28 protein-coding genes are annotated in these 24,781 nt (G+C 44.3%); 18 read left to right on the top strand and 10 right to left on the bottom strand.

What is annotated here, in order from left to right:
- Positions 1-18: 18 nt before the first annotated feature.
- The 8 genes from ACI882_RS09510 to rmf all read left to right on the top strand — a co-directional run bounded on the left by ACI882_RS09510 (position 19) and on the right by rmf (position 5,102).
- Entirely contained in the window at positions 19-1,116 is a 1,098-nt protein-coding gene (locus tag ACI882_RS09510) for an FAD-dependent monooxygenase (protein ID WP_411745583.1), read from the top strand.
- Between the two features lie 3 nt (positions 1,117-1,119).
- Positions 1,120-1,491 (top strand): DUF6463 family protein, encoded by a 372-nt coding sequence (locus ACI882_RS09505; protein ID WP_411745584.1) that lies wholly within the window; start codon positions 1,120-1,122, stop codon positions 1,489-1,491.
- A 73-nt stretch (positions 1,492-1,564) separates the two neighbouring features.
- Positions 1,565-1,978, top strand: a complete 414-nt coding sequence (locus tag ACI882_RS09500; RefSeq protein WP_411745585.1) for an SRPBCC domain-containing protein — start codon at positions 1,565-1,567, stop codon at positions 1,976-1,978.
- Positions 1,979-1,989: 11 nt separating this feature from the next.
- Complete coding sequence (locus tag ACI882_RS09495; RefSeq protein ID WP_411745586.1) at positions 1,990-2,343, top strand: DUF1428 domain-containing protein; 354 nt, start codon at positions 1,990-1,992, stop codon at positions 2,341-2,343.
- Between the two features lie 60 nt (positions 2,344-2,403).
- Positions 2,404-2,778 carry an iron chaperone gene (locus tag ACI882_RS09490; RefSeq protein WP_411745587.1) on the top strand — a complete coding sequence of 125 codons (375 nt, stop codon included), beginning with the start codon at positions 2,404-2,406 and terminating at the stop codon, positions 2,776-2,778.
- Between the two features lie 53 nt (positions 2,779-2,831).
- Positions 2,832-3,002: a hypothetical protein gene (locus ACI882_RS09485; protein WP_411745588.1), complete on the top strand. Its 171-nt coding sequence runs from the start codon at positions 2,832-2,834 to the stop codon at positions 3,000-3,002.
- A gap of 121 nt (positions 3,003-3,123) precedes the next feature.
- The gene (gene gshA, locus ACI882_RS09480; protein WP_411745589.1) at positions 3,124-4,674 is read left to right on the top strand and encodes a glutamate--cysteine ligase; all 1,551 of its coding nucleotides are present in this window, start codon (positions 3,124-3,126) and stop codon (positions 4,672-4,674) included.
- A 221-nt stretch (positions 4,675-4,895) separates the two neighbouring features.
- A complete protein-coding gene (rmf, locus tag ACI882_RS09475) occupies positions 4,896-5,102 on the top strand; it encodes a ribosome modulation factor (RefSeq protein ID WP_411743331.1) in 207 nt (68 codons plus the stop codon).
- 1 nt (position 5,103) lies between these two features.
- On the opposite strand, the gene ACI882_RS09470 is transcribed toward rmf, so the two are convergent.
- Positions 5,104-5,529, bottom strand: a complete 426-nt coding sequence (locus ACI882_RS09470) for a flagellar basal body-associated FliL family protein (protein ID WP_411743330.1) — start codon at positions 5,527-5,529, stop codon at positions 5,104-5,106.
- Positions 5,530-5,716: 187 nt separating this feature from the next.
- Between ACI882_RS09470 and rsd the strand changes: the two genes are divergently transcribed.
- Positions 5,717-6,181 carry a sigma D regulator gene (rsd, locus tag ACI882_RS09465; protein ID WP_411743329.1) on the top strand — a complete coding sequence of 155 codons (465 nt, stop codon included), beginning with the start codon at positions 5,717-5,719 and terminating at the stop codon, positions 6,179-6,181.
- A 55-nt stretch (positions 6,182-6,236) separates the two neighbouring features.
- Here rsd and lspA read toward each other — a convergent pair whose 3' ends face one another.
- Both lspA and ACI882_RS09455 read right to left on the bottom strand, forming a co-directional pair.
- Positions 6,237-6,740 (bottom strand): signal peptidase II, encoded by a 504-nt coding sequence (gene lspA, locus ACI882_RS09460; RefSeq protein ID WP_411743328.1) that lies wholly within the window; start codon positions 6,738-6,740, stop codon positions 6,237-6,239.
- Positions 6,741-6,793: 53 nt separating this feature from the next.
- Positions 6,794-7,273: an Lrp/AsnC family transcriptional regulator gene (locus ACI882_RS09455; protein WP_411743327.1), complete on the bottom strand. Its 480-nt coding sequence runs from the start codon at positions 7,271-7,273 to the stop codon at positions 6,794-6,796.
- Between the two features lie 379 nt (positions 7,274-7,652).
- Between ACI882_RS09455 and leuA the strand changes: the two genes are divergently transcribed.
- From leuA to ACI882_RS09440, 3 genes are all read left to right on the top strand, one after another.
- On the top strand, positions 7,653-9,323 hold the full coding sequence (gene leuA, locus ACI882_RS09450; RefSeq protein ID WP_411743333.1) for a 2-isopropylmalate synthase: 1,671 nt from the start codon (positions 7,653-7,655) through the stop codon (positions 9,321-9,323).
- A 95-nt stretch (positions 9,324-9,418) separates the two neighbouring features.
- Entirely contained in the window at positions 9,419-9,811 is a 393-nt protein-coding gene (locus ACI882_RS09445; protein ID WP_411743326.1) for a TerB family tellurite resistance protein, read from the top strand.
- Between the two features lie 5 nt (positions 9,812-9,816).
- Positions 9,817-10,626 (top strand): DUF4922 domain-containing protein, encoded by an 810-nt coding sequence (locus ACI882_RS09440; protein WP_411743325.1) that lies wholly within the window; start codon positions 9,817-9,819, stop codon positions 10,624-10,626.
- A gap of 2 nt (positions 10,627-10,628) precedes the next feature.
- On the opposite strand, the gene ACI882_RS09435 is transcribed toward ACI882_RS09440, so the two are convergent.
- Positions 10,629-11,249 carry a lecithin retinol acyltransferase family protein gene (locus ACI882_RS09435; RefSeq protein ID WP_411743324.1) on the bottom strand — a complete coding sequence of 207 codons (621 nt, stop codon included), beginning with the start codon at positions 11,247-11,249 and terminating at the stop codon, positions 10,629-10,631.
- A gap of 89 nt (positions 11,250-11,338) precedes the next feature.
- Here ACI882_RS09435 and ACI882_RS09430 point away from each other — a divergent pair, with 89 nt between their 5' ends.
- A complete protein-coding gene (locus tag ACI882_RS09430) occupies positions 11,339-11,962 on the top strand; it encodes a DsbA family protein (protein ID WP_411743323.1) in 624 nt (207 codons plus the stop codon).
- Between the two features lie 19 nt (positions 11,963-11,981).
- On the opposite strand, the gene hemF is transcribed toward ACI882_RS09430, so the two are convergent.
- The 6 genes from hemF to ACI882_RS09400 form a co-directional block, all read right to left on the bottom strand.
- A complete protein-coding gene (gene hemF / locus ACI882_RS09425) occupies positions 11,982-12,905 on the bottom strand; it encodes an oxygen-dependent coproporphyrinogen oxidase (RefSeq protein ID WP_411743322.1) in 924 nt (307 codons plus the stop codon).
- A 16-nt stretch (positions 12,906-12,921) separates the two neighbouring features.
- On the bottom strand, positions 12,922-13,485 hold the full coding sequence (locus tag ACI882_RS09420) for an L-threonylcarbamoyladenylate synthase (RefSeq protein WP_411743321.1): 564 nt from the start codon (positions 13,483-13,485) through the stop codon (positions 12,922-12,924).
- Between the two features lie 54 nt (positions 13,486-13,539).
- Positions 13,540-14,634: a DNA-processing protein DprA gene (gene dprA, locus ACI882_RS09415; protein WP_411743320.1), complete on the bottom strand. Its 1,095-nt coding sequence runs from the start codon at positions 14,632-14,634 to the stop codon at positions 13,540-13,542.
- 134 nt (positions 14,635-14,768) lie between these two features.
- On the bottom strand, positions 14,769-16,793 hold the full coding sequence (locus ACI882_RS09410) for a methyl-accepting chemotaxis protein (RefSeq protein WP_411743319.1): 2,025 nt from the start codon (positions 16,791-16,793) through the stop codon (positions 14,769-14,771).
- A 108-nt stretch (positions 16,794-16,901) separates the two neighbouring features.
- On the bottom strand, positions 16,902-17,651 hold the full coding sequence (locus tag ACI882_RS09405; protein WP_411743318.1) for a substrate-binding periplasmic protein: 750 nt from the start codon (positions 17,649-17,651) through the stop codon (positions 16,902-16,904).
- 68 nt (positions 17,652-17,719) lie between these two features.
- Positions 17,720-18,796: a LysM peptidoglycan-binding domain-containing protein gene (locus ACI882_RS09400; protein ID WP_411743317.1), complete on the bottom strand. Its 1,077-nt coding sequence runs from the start codon at positions 18,794-18,796 to the stop codon at positions 17,720-17,722.
- 240 nt (positions 18,797-19,036) lie between these two features.
- Between ACI882_RS09400 and def the strand changes: the two genes are divergently transcribed.
- From def to ACI882_RS09375, 5 genes are all read left to right on the top strand, one after another.
- Positions 19,037-19,546 carry a peptide deformylase gene (gene def, locus ACI882_RS09395; protein ID WP_411743316.1) on the top strand — a complete coding sequence of 170 codons (510 nt, stop codon included), beginning with the start codon at positions 19,037-19,039 and terminating at the stop codon, positions 19,544-19,546.
- Complete coding sequence (gene fmt, locus ACI882_RS09390) at positions 19,546-20,511, top strand: methionyl-tRNA formyltransferase (protein WP_411743315.1); 966 nt, start codon at positions 19,546-19,548, stop codon at positions 20,509-20,511. Before def ends, fmt begins: the two co-directional genes overlap by 1 nt.
- The gene (gene rsmB, locus ACI882_RS09385) at positions 20,508-21,800 is read left to right on the top strand and encodes a 16S rRNA (cytosine(967)-C(5))-methyltransferase RsmB (protein WP_411743314.1); all 1,293 of its coding nucleotides are present in this window, start codon (positions 20,508-20,510) and stop codon (positions 21,798-21,800) included. The genes fmt and rsmB overlap by 4 nt, the downstream gene beginning before the upstream one ends.
- A gap of 82 nt (positions 21,801-21,882) precedes the next feature.
- The gene (gene trkA, locus ACI882_RS09380) at positions 21,883-23,259 is read left to right on the top strand and encodes a Trk system potassium transporter TrkA (protein ID WP_411743313.1); all 1,377 of its coding nucleotides are present in this window, start codon (positions 21,883-21,885) and stop codon (positions 23,257-23,259) included.
- A 15-nt stretch (positions 23,260-23,274) separates the two neighbouring features.
- Positions 23,275-24,723: a TrkH family potassium uptake protein gene (locus tag ACI882_RS09375; RefSeq protein WP_411743312.1), complete on the top strand. Its 1,449-nt coding sequence runs from the start codon at positions 23,275-23,277 to the stop codon at positions 24,721-24,723.
- Positions 24,724-24,781: the final 58 nt, after the last annotated feature.

Raw genomic sequence — 24,781 nt, 5'->3', positions numbered from 1 at the left:
AGTATTCAGGAATATCAGATGATCATAATTATAGGGGCTGGAATTGCAGGGCTAACACTCGCAAACTACTTGCAGAGAAGCGGTAAGCTGTATGTGGTGCTGGAGGCAGCCGAAAAGCTCACTGAAGTAGGTGCGGGTATCTTGTTGCAAAACAACAGCTTAGCGATTCTTAGGCAGTTATCGTTAGAGCACTTATTAGACGGTGAACTCATTGATCACATGGCCATGGGGTATCACTCAGCGCATGGCACGGTGAATATTAAGCAGCTAGGAATGGAGGCAGTTTGTGTACATCGAGCGGTTTTACAAAGTGCCTTACTTGCTAACATTCCTGACACCCATATCAAGTTAAGCTCTGTCATCACTCATGTGGAAATACAAGCGCATGGTGTCACTGTTAAATTGGCGAATGGCGAGACTATATCAGGGGCCTATGCCGTCAATTGCGCTGGAATCAACAGCGACTTACATGCCAAGCCAATCATTACCTCAACCCAGCTTTGGTGCTGGCGCGCCATTGTTTCTTTAAACGAACCCATTAACACCTTTCGTGAGCATTGGTTTGATGAACAGCGCATCGGGTTTGGGCCAATCAGCCAAACTCAAGCTTACCTATTTCACGTGGTCGATGAACGCACAATAAATAGTGCGCACTACAGCGATAAACAACGCCAAGCTTGGATACTCTCAAAAATACCCGAAGTTCCCGATCTATCAGCTATTAACTTTGCCGAAACAGTTTGGTTGTCTCACCCCCTACAGGAGAGAGATATAAATTGGGGTCATGGTCGCTTCATTGCGATAGGCGATGCTGCGCACGCCATGACCCCAAATTTAGGTCAGGGCGCAGCGATTGCCATGGAAGATGGCGCCGTACTGGCACAGCTATTCATAGAAAATCCAGCGGATGTATTAGCTAGTCTAGTCAAAAAAAGAGATAAACGTGTAGCGAATATGAAGCTAAAAAGCTTGTACGTCGGGAAAGTAGCGCATAGCCAGCAGCCGGTGATGCGTGCACTTAAATGGATTACATTCCGATACTTACCTTTTAAACCCGCATTAAAGTCTCAGCTAACTTGGATAAACGCCTTCGTCCATTCAATAAAAGGAAATTAAAAAATGACCCAACATCATTACGCGCGCGTTCTACTGTTTATTAGCCTCGGCCATCTGTTTGTTGGCGTATTGCTTTTTTATTCCGTATTCATTGATATTTGGCAGCAAGGCTGGATAAATGTAGTCGGGCCAAATTTTCTATTGGGCTCTGCCGCAGTATGGTTTATGTTATTCGCATGGCCGTTGTTGCTGATCGTGATTCAGTTTTGGCAACAGCATGTAAACCTTAGCCGAGCATTTGTTATTGTCGCTACAATAGGGTCTATTGTCGGAGTGAGCCTTATGCCCGCTAGTGGTTTTTGGTTAATGTTAGTGCTTAATGTTTATGCGTTGGCTAAGCTGAAGGTTAATGCCAATACACTTAAAAAAGCTTAATGAACTAGTGGTTAGGCAAGTCAAAAATATAATAAAAGTACTCGTCACTTAGAGGCGAAGTTAAAAGGACGCTATGAACATATCAATAGAAACGACCGTTAAAACAACTCTCACTCAAGCTTGGAACGCATGGGTAACCCCGGCTGACATCATGGCTTGGAATTTTGCCAGTGATGATTGGGCCTGCCCGAAAGCCGACATTAATTTAACGGTGGGTGGTCAGTTCTGTTATCGCATGGAAGCCAAAGATGGCTCGATGGGCTTTGACTTTGAAGGCGAGTTCGTTGCCATAGAACCTAATAAATCAATACGCTATAAGTTAGAAGATAATCGTGAAGTACTCATTGAGTTTTTTGAGGTTGAAAACGGAATAAAGGTGGTTGAAACATTTGAAGCCGAAGATGAAAACTCAGCAGAGCAGCAGCGTACTGGCTGGCTGTGCATTCTAAATAACTTTAAAAAGCATGTGGAATCTAAGAATAATTAAAAGGAAAGAATATGAATTACATCGATGGCTTTGTTGCAGCAGTCCCCACTAAAAACAAAGAAAAGTACCTAGAACACGCCAAGCTATCCGCGCTCGTTTTTAAAGATAATGGCGCCCTAAAAATTACCGAAGCCTGGGGCAATGATATTCCCACTGGTGAAGTAACCTCTCTTCCATTGGCCGTAAAATGTGGCGAAGATGAAACCGTCGTTTTTTCAACCGTGGTCTGGCCATCAAAAGAAGTTCGCGATGCCGGTTGGGCGGCTATGATGGAAGACCCAAGAATGCACCCAGATAATAACCCCATGCCATTCGATGGTAAGCGGCTAATTTATGGTGGTTTTGACGTGATCCTAGAGTCGTAACTTAAAACGAACTTATTGTTGGTTGACGATGAATCTAATAACTTGATGGCTGGAATAAACATGAAAGAAGAAGCTATTAATTCAGCAGAGGTAGATGCCTATATATCCAGTCAGCCGGCAGAAGTTCAACAAGCACTTAAAACATTGCGATCCTATATCTTGCAAGCCGCACCAGAGGCTGTTGAGCTAATAAATTACGATATACCAGCCTTCGCTCTAGTGAAAGATGGCAAGCGCGAGCAACAAATTATGATGGCTGGATACAAAAAGCACATCGGCTTTTACCCACATCCAACTACTATTGAAGCCTTTGAAGAATCCTTGTCGGATTATAAGTATGCCAAAGGCTCAGTCCAATTCCCGCTTAACAAGCCAATTCCTAAACAGTTGGTGATATCGATGGTTGATTTTAGGCTTGCGCAACTCACACCATAAGATCTAGTGCCCATTTTCTAACTCCCTAATTTTTTAAAACCCAAGAGAAATCCATGACCAAAAAAGTCCTAAAGTTCGAATACGAAAAAGAAACCAAGAACAGCGTTCGTTATAAAGAAGTCCCTGAAAAAGGCTCTGCACCGATTTTAGGGTCGATATACGTACAAAAGTGGTTTGCTGGCAACAGTAAAAATATTGAGATAAGTATTGATAAGAAAGATTAGTTCGCCATGCCCTGCAACCAGGGGGGCTATTCGGGAATATGACCTGAATAACTAGAAAAGGTTTGATCTTCCTCAGTTTGCCCCCATACTTTGTGGCATCTATTTATGAGGACGACCGGTTGTGACTGATATTTCCCGGCTAGAACGATTACAAGCGCTCGATAATGATGCCTTTAAATTTCAACGTGGCATTGAGCGTGAAACCTTACGCGTTGATGGGGCGGGGACCATAAGCCAAGCACCTCACCCAGAAACACTCGGTTCGGCACTGACTCATGGTTCTATCACCACAGACTACTCTGAATCGTTACTCGAGTTTATCACCGGGGTTCATAACGACAGTGATGAGCTGATTGAAGAGCTCGATTCATTGCATCGGTTTACTTATAGCCAGCTTAAGGGTGAGCATTTTTGGGCAGGCAGCATGCCTTCTCGCTTGCCAGAACAAGAGCAAATACCGATTGCACAGTTTGGCCCAAGTCACAGTGGTTTAATGAAAACCTATTATCGTCATGGCCTATGGCATCGATATGGTCGAAAAATGCAGACCATTGCAGGGCTACATTACAATTGGTCGCTACCTGATGCGTTTTGGGAGCAATGGGCTAAAAGCAATGGTGGCTCTGACAATCTTCAAGATTTCAAAACCAAAGAATACTTTGGCTTAATTCGCTCATTCCGCCGCCATTCTTGGATATTGTTGTATTTGTTTGGTGCTTCTCCCGCAATGGATAAGTCGTTCTTAGATGATGAAAACGACAACTTAGAGTCATTGGGTGAAGAAACCTTATATGCACCCTTTGCGACTTCGTTGCGAATGAGTGATTTAGGCTACTCGAACCGTGCACAAAAAGACTTATTTGTTTGCTTCAACTCACTTGAAAGCTATGCCGATACTTTAGTGAAAGCAATAAAAACACCTTATCCTGAGTATGAGAAAATAGGTATTAAAACCGCCACAGGCTATAACCAGCTTAACGACAGTATTTTGCAGATAGAAAATGAATACTACAGCGATATTCGCCCAAAGCGTGTTGTAGGCAGTGGTGAAACGCCAATTCACGGTTTACGTGATCGTGGTGTTGAATACATAGAAGTGCGTTGCTTAGACATAAATCCGTTTGAGCCATTAGGTATTAATAAATCGCAAATGAACTTTATCGATTTGTTTTTGCTTTGGTGCATCGTTCAAGAAAGTCCAATGATTGAGCCAACAGAGTGTTCCTTATTGCGCGATAATAGTGAGCGGGTTGCTCTTATGGGTCGCAAGCCCGACTTAGGCATTTACTTTAATGGTGAAATAGAACCCATTAAGCCTTTATCGGAACGGATACTAAAGCAAATCTACCAATTCGCAGAAGTGGTTGATGAGCATGAAGGCTGTACGCGATATCGTGAAGCCTGCACAGAGCAGCTAGCAAAAGTTCGAGATGAGAATTTAACGCCTTCCGCTAAGATATTGCAAAAAGTTCAGCAAAATGGATCATTTTCCGCAACAATGTTACAGCGCTCAGAAGCGCTCAGTCGGTACTTTGCAGCACTTGAGTTACCTAAAGAAAAACATGCAGAATTTACTCAATTGGCTGAACAAAGTTGGTTAGAAGCAAAACAAAAAGAAGAAGAAAGTATTGGCGACTTCGATACCTTTTTAGAGAATTATTTCAAACAGTAGTCGAATGTAGGCATTTTTGACGACAAAATTTTAAAATGGCGACACCTTATTGTCGCCATTTTTATTTTTTGTAAAAAATAATCGTATTTGAGTCTAAAACTGTGATGAAGCAAGCGTTTTAAGCTTAAACTTCCGTTACAATCATCTGTAAGTTGGACGTTAGAATTCAACAAGATCGGTCAGAGTAGTTCCCATACGCTGAAATGAAGGTAATAGGAAGTATGTTAGAAACAGAATGGACGCTAGAAACCCTCAACAAAGGGTACCAACAAGGATACATGACTGGGCTGGCAGGCAAAGGAAGAAGTGAATGCCAGTTTGAAAATGATGTTCTTATTGCCGCCTGGGAAGCAGGTTGGGATGATGGCGCGGCTCAATATACGCGTTCATTAGAAGACCGCACTCGCACAAGTATACGTTCAGCCTAATTTAAGACTGAACAATAAAGTCTGTAAACAAAACACGCTCGATCAACGTTCGGCCGGTTTCCTTCAGCATCAAATTCTGCAGTTCTGTTAGCGCATCATTTAAAATGGCATCGCGGCCAATCGATGATTTAATATCATCTGGTGTTTGTCGTGAAAACAATAAAATTATACTGTGACGTATAGCATCAGAATGAGCGGTAACTTCTAGGGCCGCACTGCTGTCTACCACTCTTAACGTGATAGAGGCTTGAACATAGCGCAATCTACTTGCTGTTCCGTAGTTCAGCGTAAAGGTCGGTTCTAACTCTACATAAGAAGGCCCCAACAGCGGTGGGTCTTCTGCAAATAGATGTGAGCTGAAGCCAATCGTAAAAAGCAATAACAAGAGTGTGCTTAAAAAAGTAATACTAGATTGTGCATTGCGCATAGCTTGCCTCGTTAGATGGTGCTTCGTAGCATTGTTTAGTATAGCTTACTGATAATAATCGGCCAGCGTCAGCAAAACTTGACCCTAATGCGGTTAAAACAGATTCAGCAGTTGAATGACCCGTTTACAAAGCATATATTGTAATTAATGGATTAAATGACAACGTAAATATCAAGGGTTCTCGACTATGTTAGAAAATTGTAAAACCGCACAGGAACGCTGGGGTGGTAGACACGAGATGATCGATCGTTGGTTGGCAGATCGAAAAGCTACGTTAATAACCTTTTTTGACATCCAAGGGAAAGAAGGCGAGGAAGTCGTCTCATCAACACTAAAAGAGTTTTGTCAGCGCCTAATGGATTACTTGTCTGAAGGTCATTTCGAGATTTACGAACAATTATTCCGCGAAGCGAAAGAGTTTGATGATGGAGGCTTGTTATTGGCCAAAGAGCTCTATCCGAAAATAGATTCAACCACTCAGCTCATGCTCGACTTCAATGATAAGTACGCCACAGCAGAGCACATTCGTGAGAACATAACCGATTTACATGAAGATTTATCAAATCTCGGTGAAAAGTTAACGGAGCGGTTTGACCTTGAGGATCAGCTGATAGAAAACCTACACAACGTCCACCAAGGTGCCGTTGATTAGTAAAAGTTAAACAGCGACACGCTAGTTCTAACTGAAAGTGTCGCTATGTTGAAAACTAGGCTCTTGTCTGCTCTTTGAAGACATACGGGCCTAAAATCATTAAACCAGCGCCTATCATTATGTAAACGTCGGCGATATTGAAAATTCCAGTTCGCAACGTGCCGATGCCCATATTTATAAAGTCTACCACACCGCCGTTATTCATCGCTCGATCAATAAAATTACTGAAGCCACCCGCCAACACCAACGTTAAAGATATAAGGATTATACGATCGATCTCTTTGCCTATTAGCACGTAAACCAGAAGGGCAGTTAAGAAAACCCCAACTAGAGCGGTAAATATCCAAAACCTTACATTAGGCGATAAGCTATTGCCTAAGCCTAGAAATGCACCGTGGTTTTCGGCATATAAAATTCGAATTGAATCGAATAAATAGCTAAATCGCGGACCAGATTTCAAGTAAGAAACAGCCCAGACTTTAGACAATTGATCAATTAAAATGGCAATGCCCATGAGTGGTAATAAGATTTTTAAACGAGTTTTTAGCGTAAGGCTCATAAATGTTCTTTTCGTTTTTGGTGATTTATGGTGCCAGTATACCCGAAAAGCCTTTAACGAATGTACTTCAACGGTAAAGCTTTATGGCTGATGATCTGCCTTAACAAGAAGCTGGAATGAACGCCATCTACGCCTTCAATTGTTGTAATGTGCTTCAGCAGTACGTTGTGATACTCGTCCATATCAGGTACAACGACTTTTAGCTGATAGTCGGCGTCCTGTCCGGTGACCAGTGCACATTCAATAACTTCTGGTAGGGCTGCAATTTTGCGTTCGAAGTTTTCAAAACGTTCTGGAGTGTGTTTATCCATGCGGATGTTTAGTAGGGCGGTTAAATTTAAGTTAACCGACTTAGGGTTAACGACTGCAATGCGCCGTACGATATAACCGCGGTCTTCTAAACTTTTAATTCTTCGTGAGCAGGGGGAAGCCGAAAGACCGATGCAATCTGCAACTTCCTGGTTAGTTAGGCTTGCGTCCTCTTGAAGCGTCTCTAGAATCTTGCGATCAAAGCCATCTAATTTAGTTTCCATGTCCATAATTTCAACAAACCTATCGTTTAATTGCGCAATTATTACTTATGTTGGTAGATAATTGCGTAAATATAGCAAATTAATTGTTTTTTGCACGGACATTGCGGTGGTTTTTCACTATTATTTTCACCAGTCCAAGGCATTAATGCGCTGGCACGAGTTACCCCTCGTACCTTCTGAAGATTGTTACCCATAATCAACAGTGCATTCGATCCGACACCTACCCGGTTGCAATTGATGTATTATCCACATCTCAAAATACGGTCGGATCGTTAGAACCGACCTTCGCCTCTAGGCATATCACATTTATTTAAAAATTCTCAGGTGAAATATGAGCGATACCAAAGCAAACCAAGCTGGAACTTCCGTTGCGAAACAAATGGCCGCTGCAGGCTCTTTCGATCATCGTAAATATACGCAATACCAGCCTTTAAGCCTGAGAGACCGTACTTGGCCAGATCAAATCTTAACTAAGGCACCCATTTGGTGCAGCGTTGATTTACGTGATGGTAACCAAGCTTTGATACAGCCGATGACGGTTGATCAAAAAGTCACCATGTTTAATATGTTGGTTAAGCTTGGTTTTAAACAAATTGAAATTGGCTTCCCATCGGCCGCGCAACCTGAATTTGATTTTGCCCGTCGCCTTATTGAAGACAACCTAATTCCCGATGATGTGACCATTCAAGTCTTGGTTCAAGCACGCGAGCACCTCATTGAGCGTACCTTTGAATCTTTGCAGGGTGTAAAACGCGCCATTGTTCATGTCTATAACTCAACCTCCACTGTTCAGCGCCAGCAAACGTTTGCGATGAGTAAAGAAGAAATTGCCGCCATTGCGGTACAGGGTGCGAAGTGGGTTCAAGAGTATGCCGCGAAGAACCCGAATACCCAGTGGACCTTCCAATACTCACCAGAAAGTTTTACTGGTACAGAAATAGATTACGCAATTGATGTTTGCAACCAGGTTATTGAGACGTGGAACCCAAAAGAAACCGGTAAAGTGATCATTAACTTACCGGCAACCGTAGAGATGTCGACCCCTAACGTCTTTGCCGACCAAATAGAATACATGTGCCGTGGTTTAAGTCAGCGCGAACATGTGATTGTCAGCCTACACACCCATAATGACCGTGGCTGTGGTGTCGCTGCAACAGAGTTGGGTTTGATGGCGGGCGCCGACCGTGTAGAAGGTGCCTTGCTTGGCAACGGTGAGCGTACCGGTAATATGGATACCGTTACCTTGGCCATGAACCTTTATTCGCAAGGAATTGACCCTGAATTAGACTTTAGCAATGTGCAAGAGATGATTGATATTTGCACCGCCTGCACCAATTTGCCGGTACACCCAAGGCACCCATGGGTAGGGGATTTAGTTTATACCGCCTTTTCGGGCAGCCACCAAGATGCGATCCGAAAATCATTGCAGTACCACAGCGATGAAAAACTACCGCATTGGGATGTAGCCTATTTACCGATTAACCCAGCAGACCTTGGCCGTGATTACGAAGCTGTGGTTCGTATTAACAGCCAGTCAGGCAAGGGCGGAGTGGCGCACGTACTTGAACGAGATTACGGAATTGAGTTACCTAAATGGATGCACGGCCATGTTAGTAAAGTTGTGCAAAAAGCCGCTGAAGAGGCGGGTGATGAAGTTTCCAGTAAGGCTATTCATCAGCTATTTGTGAATAACTTTGTCACTGCTCCCGAGAGCTGGGCACTTAAAGGCTATTCGTTAAATAGCCAAGACAGCCAAACCGTAGCTTCCTTTAACATTGGCTCAGCAACCTATGAAGGCAAAGGCCAGGGTGCACTAGAAGCGTTAGCGCAAGCAATTGCGAGCCATCTAAACACTACCTTAAAGGTGACTCAGTTTGACGAACATGCGTTAACGCAAGGGACAGACTCTCAAGCAATAGCGAGTGTGTGTGTCGATGTTGATGGAACAGAAAGCGTCGCCTGTTTTATTCATGAAGACACCACAACGGCAAACCTTCAGGCCTTGTTGTCGGCTTTAGGGCGAACCGGTTTGAGCTTAACTGAAAAATAGCCAGAGTCTGCTTAATACGCACTTGAATCACTGGTAGTTAAATTGAAAACCCATTACAGTTTGTGATGGGTTTTTTTATTGTCTAAGGGAAAATTATGACCATGTTTGCCGATATATTATTAATGTTAGAAAAAACAGAGCCTGTAGATCAGGTTAAATCTGAAGCCATTATTGCGGTAATGACGCTGCTCTATCAGGTGGATGGCAAAGTAAAAATGCAGGAACAAGATACATTTGACCGCATGTTAGGCGAACTTCCTTGGCATAATGCAGGTGTTTCTAAAGAAGCCTTTCATCGTGGCCAGGTTTCAAAGTCATTACACGCTTTAGAAAATAACAGCATTGCAGACTATTTAGCGGAGTTTGTACCCGCACTGAATTCCGATGGCAACGTATTGGCTATGTTTAGAGACTTAGCGAATGCAGATGGCGATTTACACCCTAAAGAAGCTGAAATTATTCGCCAAGTAGCGGCATTAATGGTGTAGACGAATTGGCCCAATCACATGAGCTTGATCTTTGGCAAAAAATGAGCAAGGTTACTCATGATGCGAAAATTTCAGGTCATTTAAAGACAATTGACAGCAAGATAGAGATTATATCCTGTGAAGGTGTTGATTTCGTAATTCGTTTTGCTGCTCAATTGTCTACCAAAATCCCCAAAAAAGCAGGCGAACCGAATAGAAGTAAGCCATTTTTGTCGCCTGAGCCCGAGCTTTTTGTGCAAGCATTGGGTGAAGCCCATAACCTTATATTAAATAAATTCAATATTTTGCCCATACATGGCTTAATCACGACCAAAAACTGGGTGTCACAGACAGACCAGCTTAGTTTGAGTGATTTTGCAGCTCTAGAGCTTGCGTTTAATGAAGTGGATGGTTTTATTTTTTATAATGGCGGCCAACAAGCAGGTGCTTCACAAGATCATCGACATTTTCAATTGGTCCCTAAAGACTTAGGTGCCGGCAAACTTCCTATAGAGTCTGCTATTGAGCGTCTACAGGGTGACCACTCCCTATCCATATTTCCATTCAATCATCGCTATTATGCGCTACCCAATTGGCAAGCCGAGACGCTTTATGATGCTTGGCAGAAAATGGAATACAGCTGGCAGCCCTATAATTTACTTATCACTCGTGATTGGATGATCGTTGTGCCAAGGTCATGTGAATCGTTAGGCAGTATTTCAATAAACTCGCTAGGTTATGCGGGAGCACTGTTGGCTAAAAGCGAGACTGAACTAGAATTTATTCGGCGCCAAGGCCCGATGGCAGTGCTTAACCAAGTAAGCTTGAATGGCTAGCCTTAGTACTTTTTTTGGTTAAGCAGTTGTTTTGAAACTCGGTAACCCACATAAGCCGCAATTCCAACGGGACCCACCGCCCAACGAGCCGCAGATTTAAGCCCCCAATCGATTGCTAAGGTTTTAGCAATGCTGCTGACTGCTTTTTTAGGGCCGGTCGATGCATATTGCTTAGGTTGACGCAGGGTACCAACGCCTTTACTGGCTGCTTCTAATCCTGGGTGTATAGCGCCTAAAACCGTATTGACCCAATCAACTTGCTTAGACCGGTGATCACCCATAATGGCCCAATGGCAGAGATGCTCGCAGTTATTGGTGTGAACATCGTATTGGTCTTCACCTAAGCGTTGCAATACACGCTCAACACTGTCTTCAGGACGGAAAACTCGTTTAGGGTATAAGCGAACATGAATGTTCTTGCCTGCACTGAATATGTCTAAGCTGTCTAAGGTAAGTGGCCCGCCTCGAAAGCCATCAACCCAGCCAGCGTAATGGGCAACCAAGTGTTCGCCCTGTTCATCCTCACCGACATAGAGCGCATGGTGGGTATAGCCTTTTTTGTGAATCCAAAGATGATCACCTAGGCAAGGTAACTGATGTTTTTCAAGTAAAAATGAAGCCATACTGCACGCCTTGTGAAACTTTCTCGCTTAACTGTAGTCGTTATAGTACAACTAAGCATCAGATAATCGTCACATTATTGGAATAAACAATGTCAGAGAGTAAGTTTTATTATGTACATGATCCCATGTGCAGTTGGTGTTGGGCACATCGTCCGCAATGGAGTTTATTAGAACAGGAACTGGGCAAGCTTGAGGTTACGGTTCAGTATGTTGTTGGTGGGCTTGCGCCAGACAGTGATGTTGCCATGCCTGAAGATCAAAAAGCGGCAATTTCAGGTTACTGGAAAAAAATAGAAGCCATGCTCGGCACTCAATTCAATCATGATTTTTGGACGCAAACGATACCGCGCCGCTCTACTTATCCTGCTTGTCGCGCGGTGATTGCTGCAACATGGCAAGACGCTGAAATAGATATGATTACCGCTTTGCAGCAGGCTTATTATTTACGAGCCATGAACCCATCCGATCAATCTACGCATCGAGTGTTAGCGCAAGAGTTAGAATTAAATGTGGATAAGTTTATGGCAGACTTGAATTCGACAGAGTTAGAGCAGGCTTTTATTGAACAGCTTAACTTTGCTCACAGCCTACCCATTCAAGGGTTCCCTTCAATGGTCATGCAGCACAATGGCCAGTTAAATAGCATTGTATTAGATTATAAAGACCATCGCGGAGCCTTAGCTCAGGTGAGAGAAGTGTTGGCTCAGGCTTAACTGAGCCATGGGGCGAAAACTATAACACACCTAACCAGTCGCGGTTCTGTAGTGTATGGGTCATGAGTTTCTCTTCAGGGCTGCCAGCGTCGGGCTGATAGTTATAGCGCCATTGAACGTGGGGCGGTAATGACATCAAAATAGACTCGGTGCGGCCACCTGATTGCAATCCAAAAATAGTGCCCCGGTCGAACACTAGGTTAAACTCTACATAACGACCGCGTCGGTACTCTTGCCAGTCACGATGTTCAGGCAAATAAGGTGTGTCTTTGCGCTTTTTGACAATCGGGAGGTAAGCCTCTAAGTAAGAGTTACCAATAGATTGCATAAAGCTAAAGGTTTTCTCAAAGCCCCATTCGTTGAGGTCGTCATAGAAAAGACCGCCAACACCGCGCGGCTCATCGCGGTGTTTCAAGTAAAAGTACTCATCACACCATTTTTTGAAATCGTTGTAGACCGTTTCTCCGAACGGGTCACAAGCGTCTTTGGCTGTTTGATGCCAATGTATGCAGTCTTCATCAAAACCATAGTAAGGCGTTAGATCATAGCCACCGCCAAACCACCAAACCGGCTCCATGCCCTCGCGTTCGGCAACAAAAAACCGCACGTTGGCGTGAGAAGTGGGTACGAAGGGGTTTTTTGGATGCATGACTAATGAAACACCCATGGCTTGCCAGCGCGCGCCAGCAAGTTCTGGACGGCTCTGCGAAGCCGAAGGTGGTAGCTTATCGCCCATGACATGGCTAAAGCCCACGCCGCCTTTTTCGAGCACATGGCCATTTTCGATAATACGTGAACGGCCACCGCCACCGTCAGGTCTCTGCCAGCTTTCTTCTTGAAAAGTAGCTCCGCCATCTTCGCGCTCCAACCCTTCGCAAATACGATCTTGCAGTGACAACAGATAGTCTTTAACTGCCGTTATATCAAATGCGTTTTCCGCCATGAATGTTTTACCTTTTTTAACTAGCTCTGAGGGTGAGCCCAGTTTTCAAATCACGAATGGTACTGGCCTTGCCGATAGATTGCACCCGCCCAGTCACGATGGCGTCGATATCTTTACCTAAACAAACACTTACCTGCGTGCGGCTCGTTAACGCCACTTTGCCGGAATGATTGGCACTGGTAGAGACTAGGGGTTGGTCTAAAGTGAGGCATAAGTGTTTTACTATGGGGTGATCGCTGACTCGAACCGCTACCGTCGGTCGGCCACCTGTGATCCAGTCGGGCAAAGTCCCATTATGAGGAATCACCCAAGTAATCGGCCCCGGCCAGCTTTCATCCAGAAGGGCTCGTTGGTGGGGCGTTAGCTCAGCCAAATAGGGCAATAAGCTGTCTATATGGTGAGCAACTAAGATTAGCCCTTTTGCTACATCACGTTTTTTAATCGCCAAAATACGATGTACCGCGTCGGCATTTAGGAAGTCACAGCCTAAGCCGAATACGCCTTCCGTCGGGTAGGCAATGACACCCCCCGCTTGGACGATACTGATTAATTTCTTAAGGGTGAAAGACGGAATTAACAATGGCAAACCAATTCAACAGCCAGATTTGCTGTAAGGGTAGCTATTTGCCTTTCGCTACGCAAACCCTGAATAAACATAACCGCCTGGGTGTTGCTCAATTAGCCCTTCGAGCTCCAACTCTAGCAAGGGTTCTAATAATTGATGCGCAGCAATAGACAATTCATAACTCAGCCCTTCTATGGGTAAATGAGCTGTTTTAAGCAGGCTAATAATTTGCAGCTGAACGGGGTTTAAGTGGCTTGGCAATTCTATTGTTTCAGAATTACTCACACTGCGACCAAACTCTACAATATCTTTTGCATCGGTAAGTAAATAGGCGCCATCTCTAATTAGCTGGTGGCAGCCAGCGCTATTAGGGTTGAGCACATCACCCGGCATGGCATAGACATCTCGGCCTTGCTCTAAGGCATGTTGCGCAGTGACTAAGGAGCCACTTTTTAGGGCTGCTTCAACGACGACGATTGCCTCTGAAAGCCCACTGATAATACGGTTGCGACGAGGAAAATGCCCTGGTTTAGGCGAAGTACCTAGAGGGTGCTCTGAAACGAGCGCGCCTTTGACGCTAATAGCATCAAACAGGCCTCGATGGCTTTTTGGGTAAACCTGGTCGATTCCACAACCAAATACCGCAATGGTGTTCCCGTTAGCATCAAGAGCACCTTCGTGACAGGCCTTATCTATCCCCGAAGCGCCACCACTGGTGACTGTTTTGTCATATTGGCACAGGGATTTCGCTAATGTTCTCGCATGATTGCGTGCATTGGGACTCGCGCTACGACTGCCAACAATGCCGATTTGAGGGGTTGAGAGTAAATTAGCATTCCCTTTAACCCATAGCATAAGTGGTGAGTCATGAATTTCTGACAGCAAAACAGGGTAGTGAGGGTCGGCCAGTGTAATGAGGTGATGATTATCGGCTTCTGCTTGCCAGTTCATTTGCTCCAAAGCTCGGCGATGCACCGGGTGTTGCTCACCAAGGCGAGCCATCTGTTTTAAAATAGTTTTAATCGAATCGGGCAGTGGCCAGCGATCGGGGTGTAAGAATAGGCTTGAAGGTGAATCTATGTGGGCCATGAGTTCATGAGAGCGTTTAACGCCCAAGCCAGGCACCAACACCCAGCGCAGCCACGCGAGCGTATCGTTTGTCATGAGAACATCCTTGTTCTGATCAGAATTTATTTAAAAGCTTAATTAAGCACTTATGGTATAAACAAACCCTGTGTAAATTTCAATCTATTCGAAACTTTCTGGCTACCTTTTTTAAATAAATGTGATCAAAGTATCTAGATTTTAAACCGAGATATAGAATCGTGTTGCTTATCGATAAGGTTGTTTAGTGCTTCAAAGGAAGTTACGTTTTTACCTGCATTGTTAAATACGGAGTCAGCAATGTTGGCAATTTCTTGAATCTCAATTTTGACCTGCTCGACCGTTGCTCTTTGTTCCGACGTTTGTGCATCAATGCTCTCGCTCATTTGTGTGATGCGAACCAACGACTCCATAATGAGGGTCATGGCGCTATTGGTCGCTTCAAAGTTCTCGAGTAGATCATTTATTTTTAATAAGTTGTCACTCATGGTATTAGCGACGGTATTTGTTTGTGCCTGAAAGTTATCAATGGTTTGGTAGACTTCCTCAGTTGCAGTCTGAGTTTTGCTAGCTAGGTTCCGAACTTCATCGGCGACCACCGCAAAGCCGCGACCTTGCTCACCAGCCCTAGCTGCTTCGATTGCCGCATTCAGTGCTAGTAGGTTGGTTTGTTCAGCAATGCCCTGAATGGTGGTAACAATTTGACTGATATTGTCTGATTCGAGTTTTAAGCCCGTTATCACGTCATTGGTTTGTGAAAGATCTGAGACCAACTGCTTGATAAACTGATAGCTGGATTGCACGTTGGTTTGCCCTTCTAGCGCGACATTGCTGACATCCCTAACATCTATCAACGTAGACGATGAGTTACTGCTAATGCCTTCAGAAGCATCCGCTAGGCTGCCGGTGGCGTTGACTATGTCTACAGATTTATCTTTTTGGGTTTGTAGCCGAGCCAGAGAGCCTTTAGTGTTTGTTGTCACGTTGGAAACTAACGTTTCAATGTGAGCAGCGTTTTCTGTTATGTCACCAATGACGCTTCTGATATTAGCAATTAACGCATTCACTCCACTGGATATCTGGCCAAACTCATCATTGCTTAACACCTCCGCCGATGAGGTTAAATCGCCTTTACTTACTTTTCCTAATGTAGAGATTATTGTTTTTAAGGGCTTTTTAATAGATCGAACCACGCTATATACAACACCAATCCCCAGTAAAAGTGACAACCCTGCAACAATAAATTGCACCAACAGAGCGTTTTCATTATTCGCCTTAACCCGTGCGGTGGTGATGTTGGTTTTGTTGGCGACTTGATCTATGAGCAACACTTGCTCGCTTAGTGTGGTGTTTACAGACTCTGCTAACTTGGATAATAAGTCTGAATCGTTGTTTTTGGCTTTTTGCAGTTTTAGATACAGTTGAAACATTGAGTTTTCACCGTCAATGACTTCATTAGAAAGTGAGACAAACTTACCGAGCTTTCGAAAAAGAAACGACTGCTGGCTCTCTAAAACAGCCATGTTTTCAGCAATTAGATTGGCGTTGCGAGCTAAATTGCTCATGGTGATTTCTAGTGTACCAAGGTCTTGAACCCCGACAACGGCTCCAGTAGATGCTCGCGAGAGCGTGAGCTTCTCGGTAATTAGTCGAGTGGCAGTTTCTATTGAAATAACGTCAGGATCGTTTTCACTTTTCAATCGACCCAACGTTAAATCAACTATTTTAAGCTCACCATTAAACGACAGCCATCGGCTGTTCACGTCGTTATAAATTTCGTTAAAGTCTTGGTTAAGCTTGAGTTTACTTTTGTGCGAGTCCATGTGTTCTTTGCCCAGCGCGATGCTCTCTTGCGCTAATGTATCTGATGCTTCAAGAGCAGCTGACAGTGCTTCATCTAACAAGGAGTTTTGCCGTATTTTCTCTGAAATTGCTGTGTATTGCGTGGTAAATTGCTCAAACTGAACCGTATAGATTTCTAGTTTTTCTGGATTTTCATTGGCTGCATGCTGAGTGACCGCTTTGTTGATGTTTTGCAGGGTCGATTGCAACTGGTATACCTGTTGCAAAAGTGGAATGACTTCGTTACTTAGCGATTCAAACTCTTTAGAGGCGTTTTGTTGATTGTTAATAGCGACAATTGTAATGGCAATTACGAAGGTGAGTACAAGTGCAAAACCAAAAGTTACCTTGCTAATAATAGTTTGTAGAAATTGCATAAATTGCCTTATCTGAGCTGATTAAAGTACTTCCAATTCATTATGTATCGGAAAATAGTTAATGTTCTTTAATTCTTTAGAGTAGCCTAAATATCGGATAAGGGTGTTTTAACGGTAGGTGCTGAAAATTTCTTTGAAAGTATCGTCTGATTTAATCTGCCTTAAACCTCGATCTAAATCGGCGGCATATTGAACGCTTTTGCTACTATCTTTATTAAAGGCAAGATAAATATCACTAACGTGATTAGAGTTACCTTTGACAATAGCTGAGCTTGGCCAGCCCATTTCTTTCAACGTGAATTCAGCAATATCATCAAACATGATCGCCATATCTATCCTACCTGAGGCAAGCATACGAATGAGCTGTGTTTGAGATTTTACTTCAGTAAGTTCGAAGCGATAAATGTTTGCCGAAAAATCATCACCATATTCATAGTTAAGCATTACCCCAATTTTAGTGCCTTCAGGGATGTTTCTTGCGTTGCTAAACAGTTTAGCTTGCCCAGGCGGGAAATAATGCGAGGCGACTGCTTGGAATAAGGGTTCCGTACCAAAAGTAAAAATAGACTCTGTGCTTTTTTCGCGCGTAACATTCCAGCCTGCGTCGGCAACACCGTTTGCAGTGTGTCTTAATACTCGAGAGTAAGGCAAAGCCTCAATAGTAATTGTATGTCCAGTAACTGCAAAGGCAGCACTGACGATATCATGTGTAATGCCAAGACCGAGATGGTCTGAATAGGGTGACCAGCTGTTTTCTGCTGCTATATTAATGGTATCAGCTAGGGCTTTCCCGATGGGAAAAGCAATGACTAAGATAAAAACTAAAGTAGATCGGAATAAAGCACTTGTTAACGGCAAACCACCCCCACCTTTAATGCTCAGGACAATGGCCTGAGCATTATGTCATTACCTTAGACTCGCACTAATTAGAAGCCAGGGTTTGTAACCCGGTCACCAATTCGCATAGGAATCTTAGATTCTAAAACGAGAGCATAAGACATCTTTTCAAATACTCGGAACACCATCGCTAAGCCACCGTCTTCTAGTGGAAGCTGAATCTTCTGATTATTGATAGGGTCACGCACCTTATCGCCAAAGCGTGAAACTCGGAAAATGTTACCGGCTTCGACGCCTTCTCGTTCGCCCACGTTTAACAAAATAATATCAAACTGGCCGATGAACTTAACACCGCGAGCAACATCGACAATAGCGCCGACTAAGTCTTTTGGTGGCTCACTAGGGTAAAAGAACGTATCGAGTGTTGTTTCATCAGACGGTAAAATACGATCTGAAATGCCTATTTGCTGGTTAGAGCGCTCAATTAAGAAAGTCGCAATATCGCTTTCTAAGTCTTGAAGACGGGCCTGACCCAATTCAATGGCTTCAAAACCGATGCCTTCTTTAGTAAATGGGTCTTTATAGCGCTTGCCCATACGGTAAATTTGATAGACCGGTAGTGAAGAACTAAATTCACCACGCCCAAAAACCGTATCGCCTGCGCCCATGATAACTCTGCCTTCCGTACCACTAATAATATAAGGCGCTGAATTCAATTCTTGTGTGCTTAAAATACGGTTACCCGATAAGAAGCCTTCTATATGTTCGCGGGCAATAGCAGGAATTGCACCAAATATTGGTGTAATGCGCGCGGTAGGTCGTAATTTTACGACGCCGTTTTCATCGGCTTGTCCGGTATTAATTTTTAAGGTATTGGCATTTTCACCTTGGGTTAAGCGCGTTAGGCGTGTTTGGCCGTCTACTGTAATTAGTCCTATAATGTCGCCAGGGTAAATTAAGTGTGGGTTTTCAACCTGTGGGTTCAAATACCATATGTCTTGCCATTTCCATGGATCTTGCAAATACATGGCAGCAATGTCCCATAAAGTGTCGCCTTTTACGACAACATACCTTTCTGGAACGTCTTCATTTATAACTAATTCGTCGGCCCAAGACATCCCCGTAATAACAATGGATGTAATTAAAGCAGCGATGATTTTCCTCATGGCCAGATTCCCTATACAATTCGGTGTTGTAGGCACTAAGCTAATTTAATTCCTGTGGCCGATATAATACAGGCTACACGGTACAAGAGTGAACACTTTTAGTTTAGCAGTCAATCGCTTAGCGAAACACCTTAAAGCCAAATCTATCTGTTAAAAGTGTGATTTTGTTAACTGCGTATCATTTTGCAGTAGGTTCGTTAAGAGAATTTAGTCAAATTATAGTTGGTGAATCAATAAGTTATGGCAATACTCGATATTTTAGAATTTCCAGACGACCGTTTACGTACCGTAGCCAGTGTCGTTGAAAAGGTGGATGCACGCATTCAAAAATTGGCTGAAGACATGCTCGAAACCATGTACGAAGCGCCTGGCATTGGCCTTGCGGCGAGTCAGGTGAATGAGCATATTCGGCTAATTGTGGTCGATGTGTCCGAAGATCAAGATGAACCTCATGTCCTAATTAACCCAGAATACGTAAAACTGGGTGAAGAAATGGAGTATCAAGAGGGCTGTTTGTCGATTCCGGGCTTTTATGAAAAAATCTCCCGTTCTGACAAAATTGAAGTGACGGCGCTGAATAAAGACGGCGAATCGCTCAAGTTTATCGCTGAAGATCTGTTCGCAATTTGTATTCAACACGAAATAGACCACTTAGATGGTAAATTGTTTGTTGATTACCTGTCTAATCTAAAGCGCACGCGCATTAAGAAGAAACTAGAGAAGCAACATAAGATGGCGGCACGTGGTTAATGGCATTAAACATTATCTTCGCCGGAACACCGGAATTTGCAGCAGAGCATTTACAGACCTTAATAAACAGTGAGCACAATGTTGTCGCTGTTTATAGTCAGCCAGATCGGCCAGCAGGCCGCGGTCGTAAGTTAGTCGCATCGCCGGTTAAGGCCTTGGCGCTTGAGCATGACATCGCGGTTTATCAACCGGTAAACTTTAAATCGGAAGAGGCGGTAGCTGAACTAGCAGCCCTCAACGCCGATTTAATGGTTGTAGTCGCCTATGGCCTAATCTTGCCGCAAGTGGTTTTGGATGCGCCTAAGTTAGGTTGTATTAATGTACACGCTTCATTGTTACCACGTTGGCGTGGCGCAGCACCGATACATCGCAGCTTGTTAGCGGGCGACGGAAAAACGGGTGTCACCATTATGCAAATGGATAAAGGCCTGGATACCGGTGATATGCTGGTTAAGGTCGAATGCGATATTTTGCCGACAGATACCAGCGAAGTTCTGCACGATCGACTTATTTCTATAGGTGGCCCTGCATTAATAGAAGCATGCCAACAATTAGAGGCCGGCACAGCTCGCCCTGAAAAACAAGATGATTCACTGGCGAACTATGCGCACAAGCTAGAAAAATCTGAAGGCCTGATCGACTGGTATGAGAGCGCAGAGGCGATTTGCCGTAAAATACGAGGCTTAACCCCTTGGCCAGGTGCCTATAGCCAATGGCAGGGCGACAACGTTCGTATCCACCAAGCTCGAGCACTTGAAGCGCCGAATGGTAAAACACCCGGCACCATCGTTGCTATGTCTAAAGCGGGCATTGAAGTGGCCACTCTTCATGGAACGGTATTGATCGAAACATTGCAGATGCCAGGTAAAAAAGCGATGTCTGCCACCGATGTTTTAAATGCCCGTAAAGCTCAATTTGAAGCGCACCCTCTATTTGGCGACCAAAATAGCGAAGTATCTGAATGATCTTATCTACCCGCTTAGCCGCGGCTGAAACCTTATATCAAATGGTTGAGCATGGCCGTTCACTGAACGACCTCATCCCAGCGTTATTGGAAAAAATAGACCCTGACCAGCATGCCTTTTATCAGCAGCTTGTTTACGGTTCTACTCGCTATTATTTTGCCTTAGACGAACTGGCGAACGGGTTATTGGAAAAGCCGATCAAAGAAAAGGAACGTTTAGTTCACATGTTGCTGCTGGTGGGTATTTACCAGCTGTGGCAACTAGAAGTTGCAGATCATGCCGCACTCAATGAAACAGTACAGGCTGCTGTTGATGGTAAAAAGCAATGGGCTAAACCGCTTCTAAATGCCACATTACGCCGTTTTCAACGCGAAAAAGAACAAATGATCGCCGATCTTCGTCGAAAAGATTCATTTCCAGGTTGGCTAAACAAGCGTTTACGCAAGGCTTACCCTGATCATTGGCAAGCTATCTGCACTCAATCGAATGAATTGGGGCCAATGACCTTGCGTGTCAACGCACGTCACAATACCCGTGATCAATGGTTGGCGTTGGCCGATGAAGAAGGTTTGGAGTGTTTTGCTACAGCCTATTCTAAGGTTGGCGTAACCTTAGCTGCACCTGCACCAGTGTTTGCGTTGCCCGGCTTTGAACAAGGTCATGTTTCTGTCCAAGATGAAGCTGCGCAAATGTGTGCGGCCATTCTTGCGGTTCAAGACGGTGAAAAAGTATTAGATGCATGCGCAGCACCTGGTGGTAAAACAGGCCACTTGCTGGAAAGTGCAGATATTGATCTGATTGCCTTAGATGTTGACGAACGTCGTTTAACTCGCGTTAATGAGAACCTAGAGCGCATTGGCTTAACCGCGAACTTAATCGCCTGTGATGCAGGAGATTTAACGCAATGGTGGAACGATGAGCCATTTGATGCCGTATTACTCGATGCGCCCTGTTCCGGGACCGGTGTTATTCGTCGCCACCCCGATATTAAACTACTCAGAAAGTCAGCAGATATTGCAGCGTTGGCTAAAGTTCAATACACGATATTGGAACAGCTGTGGAAAACAGTTAAACCGGGCGGGCGTCTGCTTTACGCGACTTGCTCAATATTGCCCGATGAAAATAGTGACCAAGTTGTTCGGTTTTTGGCAGATTATGTCGATGCAGAACTGGTTGAAATTGAACTAGAAGCCGATGTTGCCAGTGAGGTTGGCGTGCAATGGTTGCCACAGGAAAATGGTCACGATGGCTTCTATTTTGCGCTGCTGCGTAAAAAACTCAGCGAATGATGTTCGAACGGAATCAAAACAGAGTACTATTTGGCATAATTTTAAGTTATGACTCATTAGTCTTCACTTTAGGAAGCGTTGCGTGAAAATTATTTTATTAGGCGCTGGGCAAGTTGGCGGAAATCTCGCAGAAAGCTTAGCCTCAGAAGAGAACGATATTACCGTGGTCGACTCTGACGGCAAACGCTTAAGAGACTTACAAGACCGCATCGACATACGTACAGTGAACGGTAAGGCATCACTGCCCGATGTCTTAAAGCAAGCCGGTGCCGAAGACGCAGATATGCTCATTGCTGTGACCAACAGCGATGAAGTAAATATGATCGCCTGCCAGGTCGCCTACACCCTCTATCGTACACCGATGAAGATCGCGCGGATCAGAGACCCGCAATACATCCGTGAAGGGGATCGGTTGTTTAAGCGAGAGCATGTTCCTATTGATGTCCTTATATCTCCTGAGCAATTAGTTACAAACTATATTCAGCGCCTAATAGAAACCCCAGGTGCATTACAGGTGCTCGACTTTGCTCAAGGTCAATTGCAGTTGGTCGCTGTTAAGGCGGTTCATGGTGGCTTGTTGGTAGGTCAGGAACTGCGTTTCTTGAAGCATCATATGCCCTCTATCGAAACACGTGTTGCAGCTATTTTCCGCAAAGGCCGTGCGATAACACCACAAGGCTCAACAGTAATAGAAGACGACGACGAAATATTTTTCATCGCCGCTAAAGCGGATATCAACGCCGTCATGAGTGAGCTACGTCGTAAAGAAAGCAACTATAAGCGCATTATGATTGCCGGCGGTGGCAACATTGGTTATCGCCTAGCCAAATCACTTGAGCACAGGTATTCGGTTAAATTAATTGAACACGATGAAGAGCGCAGTGAGTGGCTAAGCCATCACCTAAAGCAAACGATCGTGTTGAATTCAGATGCATCCGATCAAGATCTGATGCTCGACGAAAACATCGAAGACATTGATGTTTTTCTCGCATTGACCAACGATGATGAAGTTAACATCATGGCATCTATGCTTGCTAAGCGCTTAGGTGCCCGCAAAGTAATGACTCTTATTAATAACACTGCCTATGTAGATTTAGTGCAGGGCGGCGATATTGATGTCGCCATCTCTCCTTCACAAACCACGATTGGCAGCTTATTAACTCACGTTCGCCGTGGTGATATTGTCAACGTTTATTCGTTGCGACGAGGTGCGGCTGAAGCGATTGAAGCGGTTGCCCACGGCGATGAAAAATCTTCAAAAGTAGTCGGCCGAAGCGTGGAAGATATAGATTTGCCGGAAGGCTGCACCATCGGCGCTATTGTCCGTAAAGAGGAAGTGATTATTGCCCATGACCACACAATTATTGAGTCGGGCGATCATGTCATTTTATTCTTGATCGACAAGCGTCGTACTGTCGATGTTGAACGCTTATTCCAAGTTGGTTTTTCATTCTTTTAATAGGTTACAGACACTATGCAGTTTCGATTAATTATACGAATTCTTGGTCTATTGCTGATGGTATTCAGCTTGACCATGCTGCCCTCTGCTGCGGTGTCTTTGATTTATGACGATGGGGCGCATAATGCGTTTGTACTGGGGTTTTTATTGGTACTCAGTGCCGGCTTTGTTATGTGGTATCCGGTTCGTAATCGGCATAAAGAGTTAAGAACTCGCGATGGGTTTTTAATCACGGTGATGTTCTGGGTTGTACTAGGAGTTGCAGGTTCTGTTCCGTTATCTTTAGCGCCGTCGTTCGATTTATCTTATACCGATGCCTTTTTTGAATCATTCAGTGGTTTAACCACCACCGGTTCTACAGTGATAACCGGCATTGACCAACTACCCAAAAGTATCCAGTTTTATCGCCAACAATTGCAGTGGTTAGGGGGAATGGGTATCGTAGTTTTGGCCGTTGCGGTGCTACCTATGTTGGGCATTGGAGGCATGCAGCTTTACCGTGCTGAAACACCTGGACCCATGAAAGACAGTAAGCTCACGCCCAGAATTGCTGAAACCGCCAAAGCCCTTTGGTATATTTATTTAACCCTAACCATCGTCTGTGGCGTGGCCTATTGGTTTGCCGGGATGACGCCTTTTGATGCTATCTCTCATAGTTTCTCAACAGTCGCAATTGGTGGCTTCTCAACGCACGATGCCTCCATTGGGTACTTTGATAGCGCAGCCGTTGAGATGATCGCAATTCTCTTTATGATATTGTCTTCTGCAAATTTTGGGCTTCATTTTGCCGCGTGGCGTTCAAAAACGGTTCGTCACTATCTTAACGATCCAGAATATCGATTCTTTTTAACAATTGCTGTCATTCTGATGGTTTCCGCAGCGTTAGTGCTGTGGGCAACAAAAACCTATGAAGCATCTGATTCAGTACGCTACGGAATGTTCGTATCGGTTAGCTTGCTCACCACGACTGGTTTTGGCACCGCTGATTTTTCTATTTGGCCCCTATTCTTACCATTTCTATTATTTATGGCTTCCTTTATCGGTGGCTCAGCAGGCTCAACGGCCGGTGGTATGAAAGCCATTCGGGTTCTGCTTATCTTGAAGCAAGGTGTACGAGAAATTAAACGTTTGATTCACCCAACCGGTGTCTTTTCAGTAAAGCTAGGTAATCGCCCTGTTAACAACAAGGTGGTGGAATCTGTTTGGGGGTTCTTTAGTGTTTATATCATGGCCTACGCGGTCATATTTTTTGGCTTGCTGGCCACAGGCTTAGACTTCGTTACCACATGGTCAGCCGTGGGTTCGTCATTGAATAACCTAGGCCCTGGCTTAGGAGAGGTCGCGCTGAATTACGGTTCAATTCCCGATACCGCTAAGTGGATATTATGCTTTGCAATGTTATTAGGGCGGCTCGAAATTTTTACCTTGCTGGTTATTTTAACGCCGCAGTATTGGCGTAGGTAGTTTGCTCTATTATGCACTTTGAATAAGTTGCTGTAATCTTAAAGCTTCATGAAACCGT

Origin of the sequence: Reinekea sp., from assembly GCF_046710285.1 — a bacterium.
GTDB lineage: Bacteria > Pseudomonadota > Gammaproteobacteria > Pseudomonadales > Natronospirillaceae > Reinekea.
The sequence above is the reverse complement of the archived record's forward strand: the minus strand, read 5'-3'. Positions and strand labels throughout refer to the sequence as shown.

Coding starts and splice junctions, on each gene's coding strand:
- ACI882_RS09455 (WP_411743327.1), bottom strand. CDS start 7,273: ATGGAAACTAAATTAGATGGCTTTGATCGCAAGATTCTAGAGACGCTT.
- ACI882_RS09375 (WP_411743312.1), top strand. CDS start 23,275: ATGCAGTTTCGATTAATTATACGAATTCTTGGTCTATTGCTGATGGTA.
- rsd (WP_411743329.1), top strand. CDS start 5,717: ATGTTAGAAAATTGTAAAACCGCACAGGAACGCTGGGGTGGTAGACAC.
- def (WP_411743316.1), top strand. CDS start 19,037: ATGGCAATACTCGATATTTTAGAATTTCCAGACGACCGTTTACGTACC.
- hemF (WP_411743322.1), bottom strand. CDS start 12,905: ATGGCGGAAAACGCATTTGATATAACGGCAGTTAAAGACTATCTGTTG.
- ACI882_RS09400 (WP_411743317.1), bottom strand. CDS start 18,796: ATGAGGAAAATCATCGCTGCTTTAATTACATCCATTGTTATTACGGGG.
- lspA (WP_411743328.1), bottom strand. CDS start 6,740: ATGAGCCTTACGCTAAAAACTCGTTTAAAAATCTTATTACCACTCATG.
- dprA (WP_411743320.1), bottom strand. CDS start 14,634: ATGACAAACGATACGCTCGCGTGGCTGCGCTGGGTGTTGGTGCCTGGC.
- ACI882_RS09430 (WP_411743323.1), top strand. CDS start 11,339: ATGTCAGAGAGTAAGTTTTATTATGTACATGATCCCATGTGCAGTTGG.
- ACI882_RS09410 (WP_411743319.1), bottom strand. CDS start 16,793: ATGCAATTTCTACAAACTATTATTAGCAAGGTAACTTTTGGTTTTGCA.
- ACI882_RS09510 (WP_411745583.1), top strand. CDS start 19: ATGATCATAATTATAGGGGCTGGAATTGCAGGGCTAACACTCGCAAAC.
- ACI882_RS09485 (WP_411745588.1), top strand. CDS start 2,832: ATGACCAAAAAAGTCCTAAAGTTCGAATACGAAAAAGAAACCAAGAAC.
- rsmB (WP_411743314.1), top strand. CDS start 20,508: ATGATCTTATCTACCCGCTTAGCCGCGGCTGAAACCTTATATCAAATG.
- ACI882_RS09495 (WP_411745586.1), top strand. CDS start 1,990: ATGAATTACATCGATGGCTTTGTTGCAGCAGTCCCCACTAAAAACAAA.
- ACI882_RS09435 (WP_411743324.1), bottom strand. CDS start 11,249: ATGGCTTCATTTTTACTTGAAAAACATCAGTTACCTTGCCTAGGTGAT.
- ACI882_RS09470 (WP_411743330.1), bottom strand. CDS start 5,529: ATGCGCAATGCACAATCTAGTATTACTTTTTTAAGCACACTCTTGTTA.
- ACI882_RS09490 (WP_411745587.1), top strand. CDS start 2,404: ATGAAAGAAGAAGCTATTAATTCAGCAGAGGTAGATGCCTATATATCC.
- fmt (WP_411743315.1), top strand. CDS start 19,546: ATGGCATTAAACATTATCTTCGCCGGAACACCGGAATTTGCAGCAGAG.
- ACI882_RS09500 (WP_411745585.1), top strand. CDS start 1,565: ATGAACATATCAATAGAAACGACCGTTAAAACAACTCTCACTCAAGCT.
- ACI882_RS09505 (WP_411745584.1), top strand. CDS start 1,120: ATGACCCAACATCATTACGCGCGCGTTCTACTGTTTATTAGCCTCGGC.
- leuA (WP_411743333.1), top strand. CDS start 7,653: ATGGCCGCTGCAGGCTCTTTCGATCATCGTAAATATACGCAATACCAG.
- ACI882_RS09445 (WP_411743326.1), top strand. CDS start 9,419: ATGACCATGTTTGCCGATATATTATTAATGTTAGAAAAAACAGAGCCT.
- rmf (WP_411743331.1), top strand. CDS start 4,896: ATGTTAGAAACAGAATGGACGCTAGAAACCCTCAACAAAGGGTACCAA.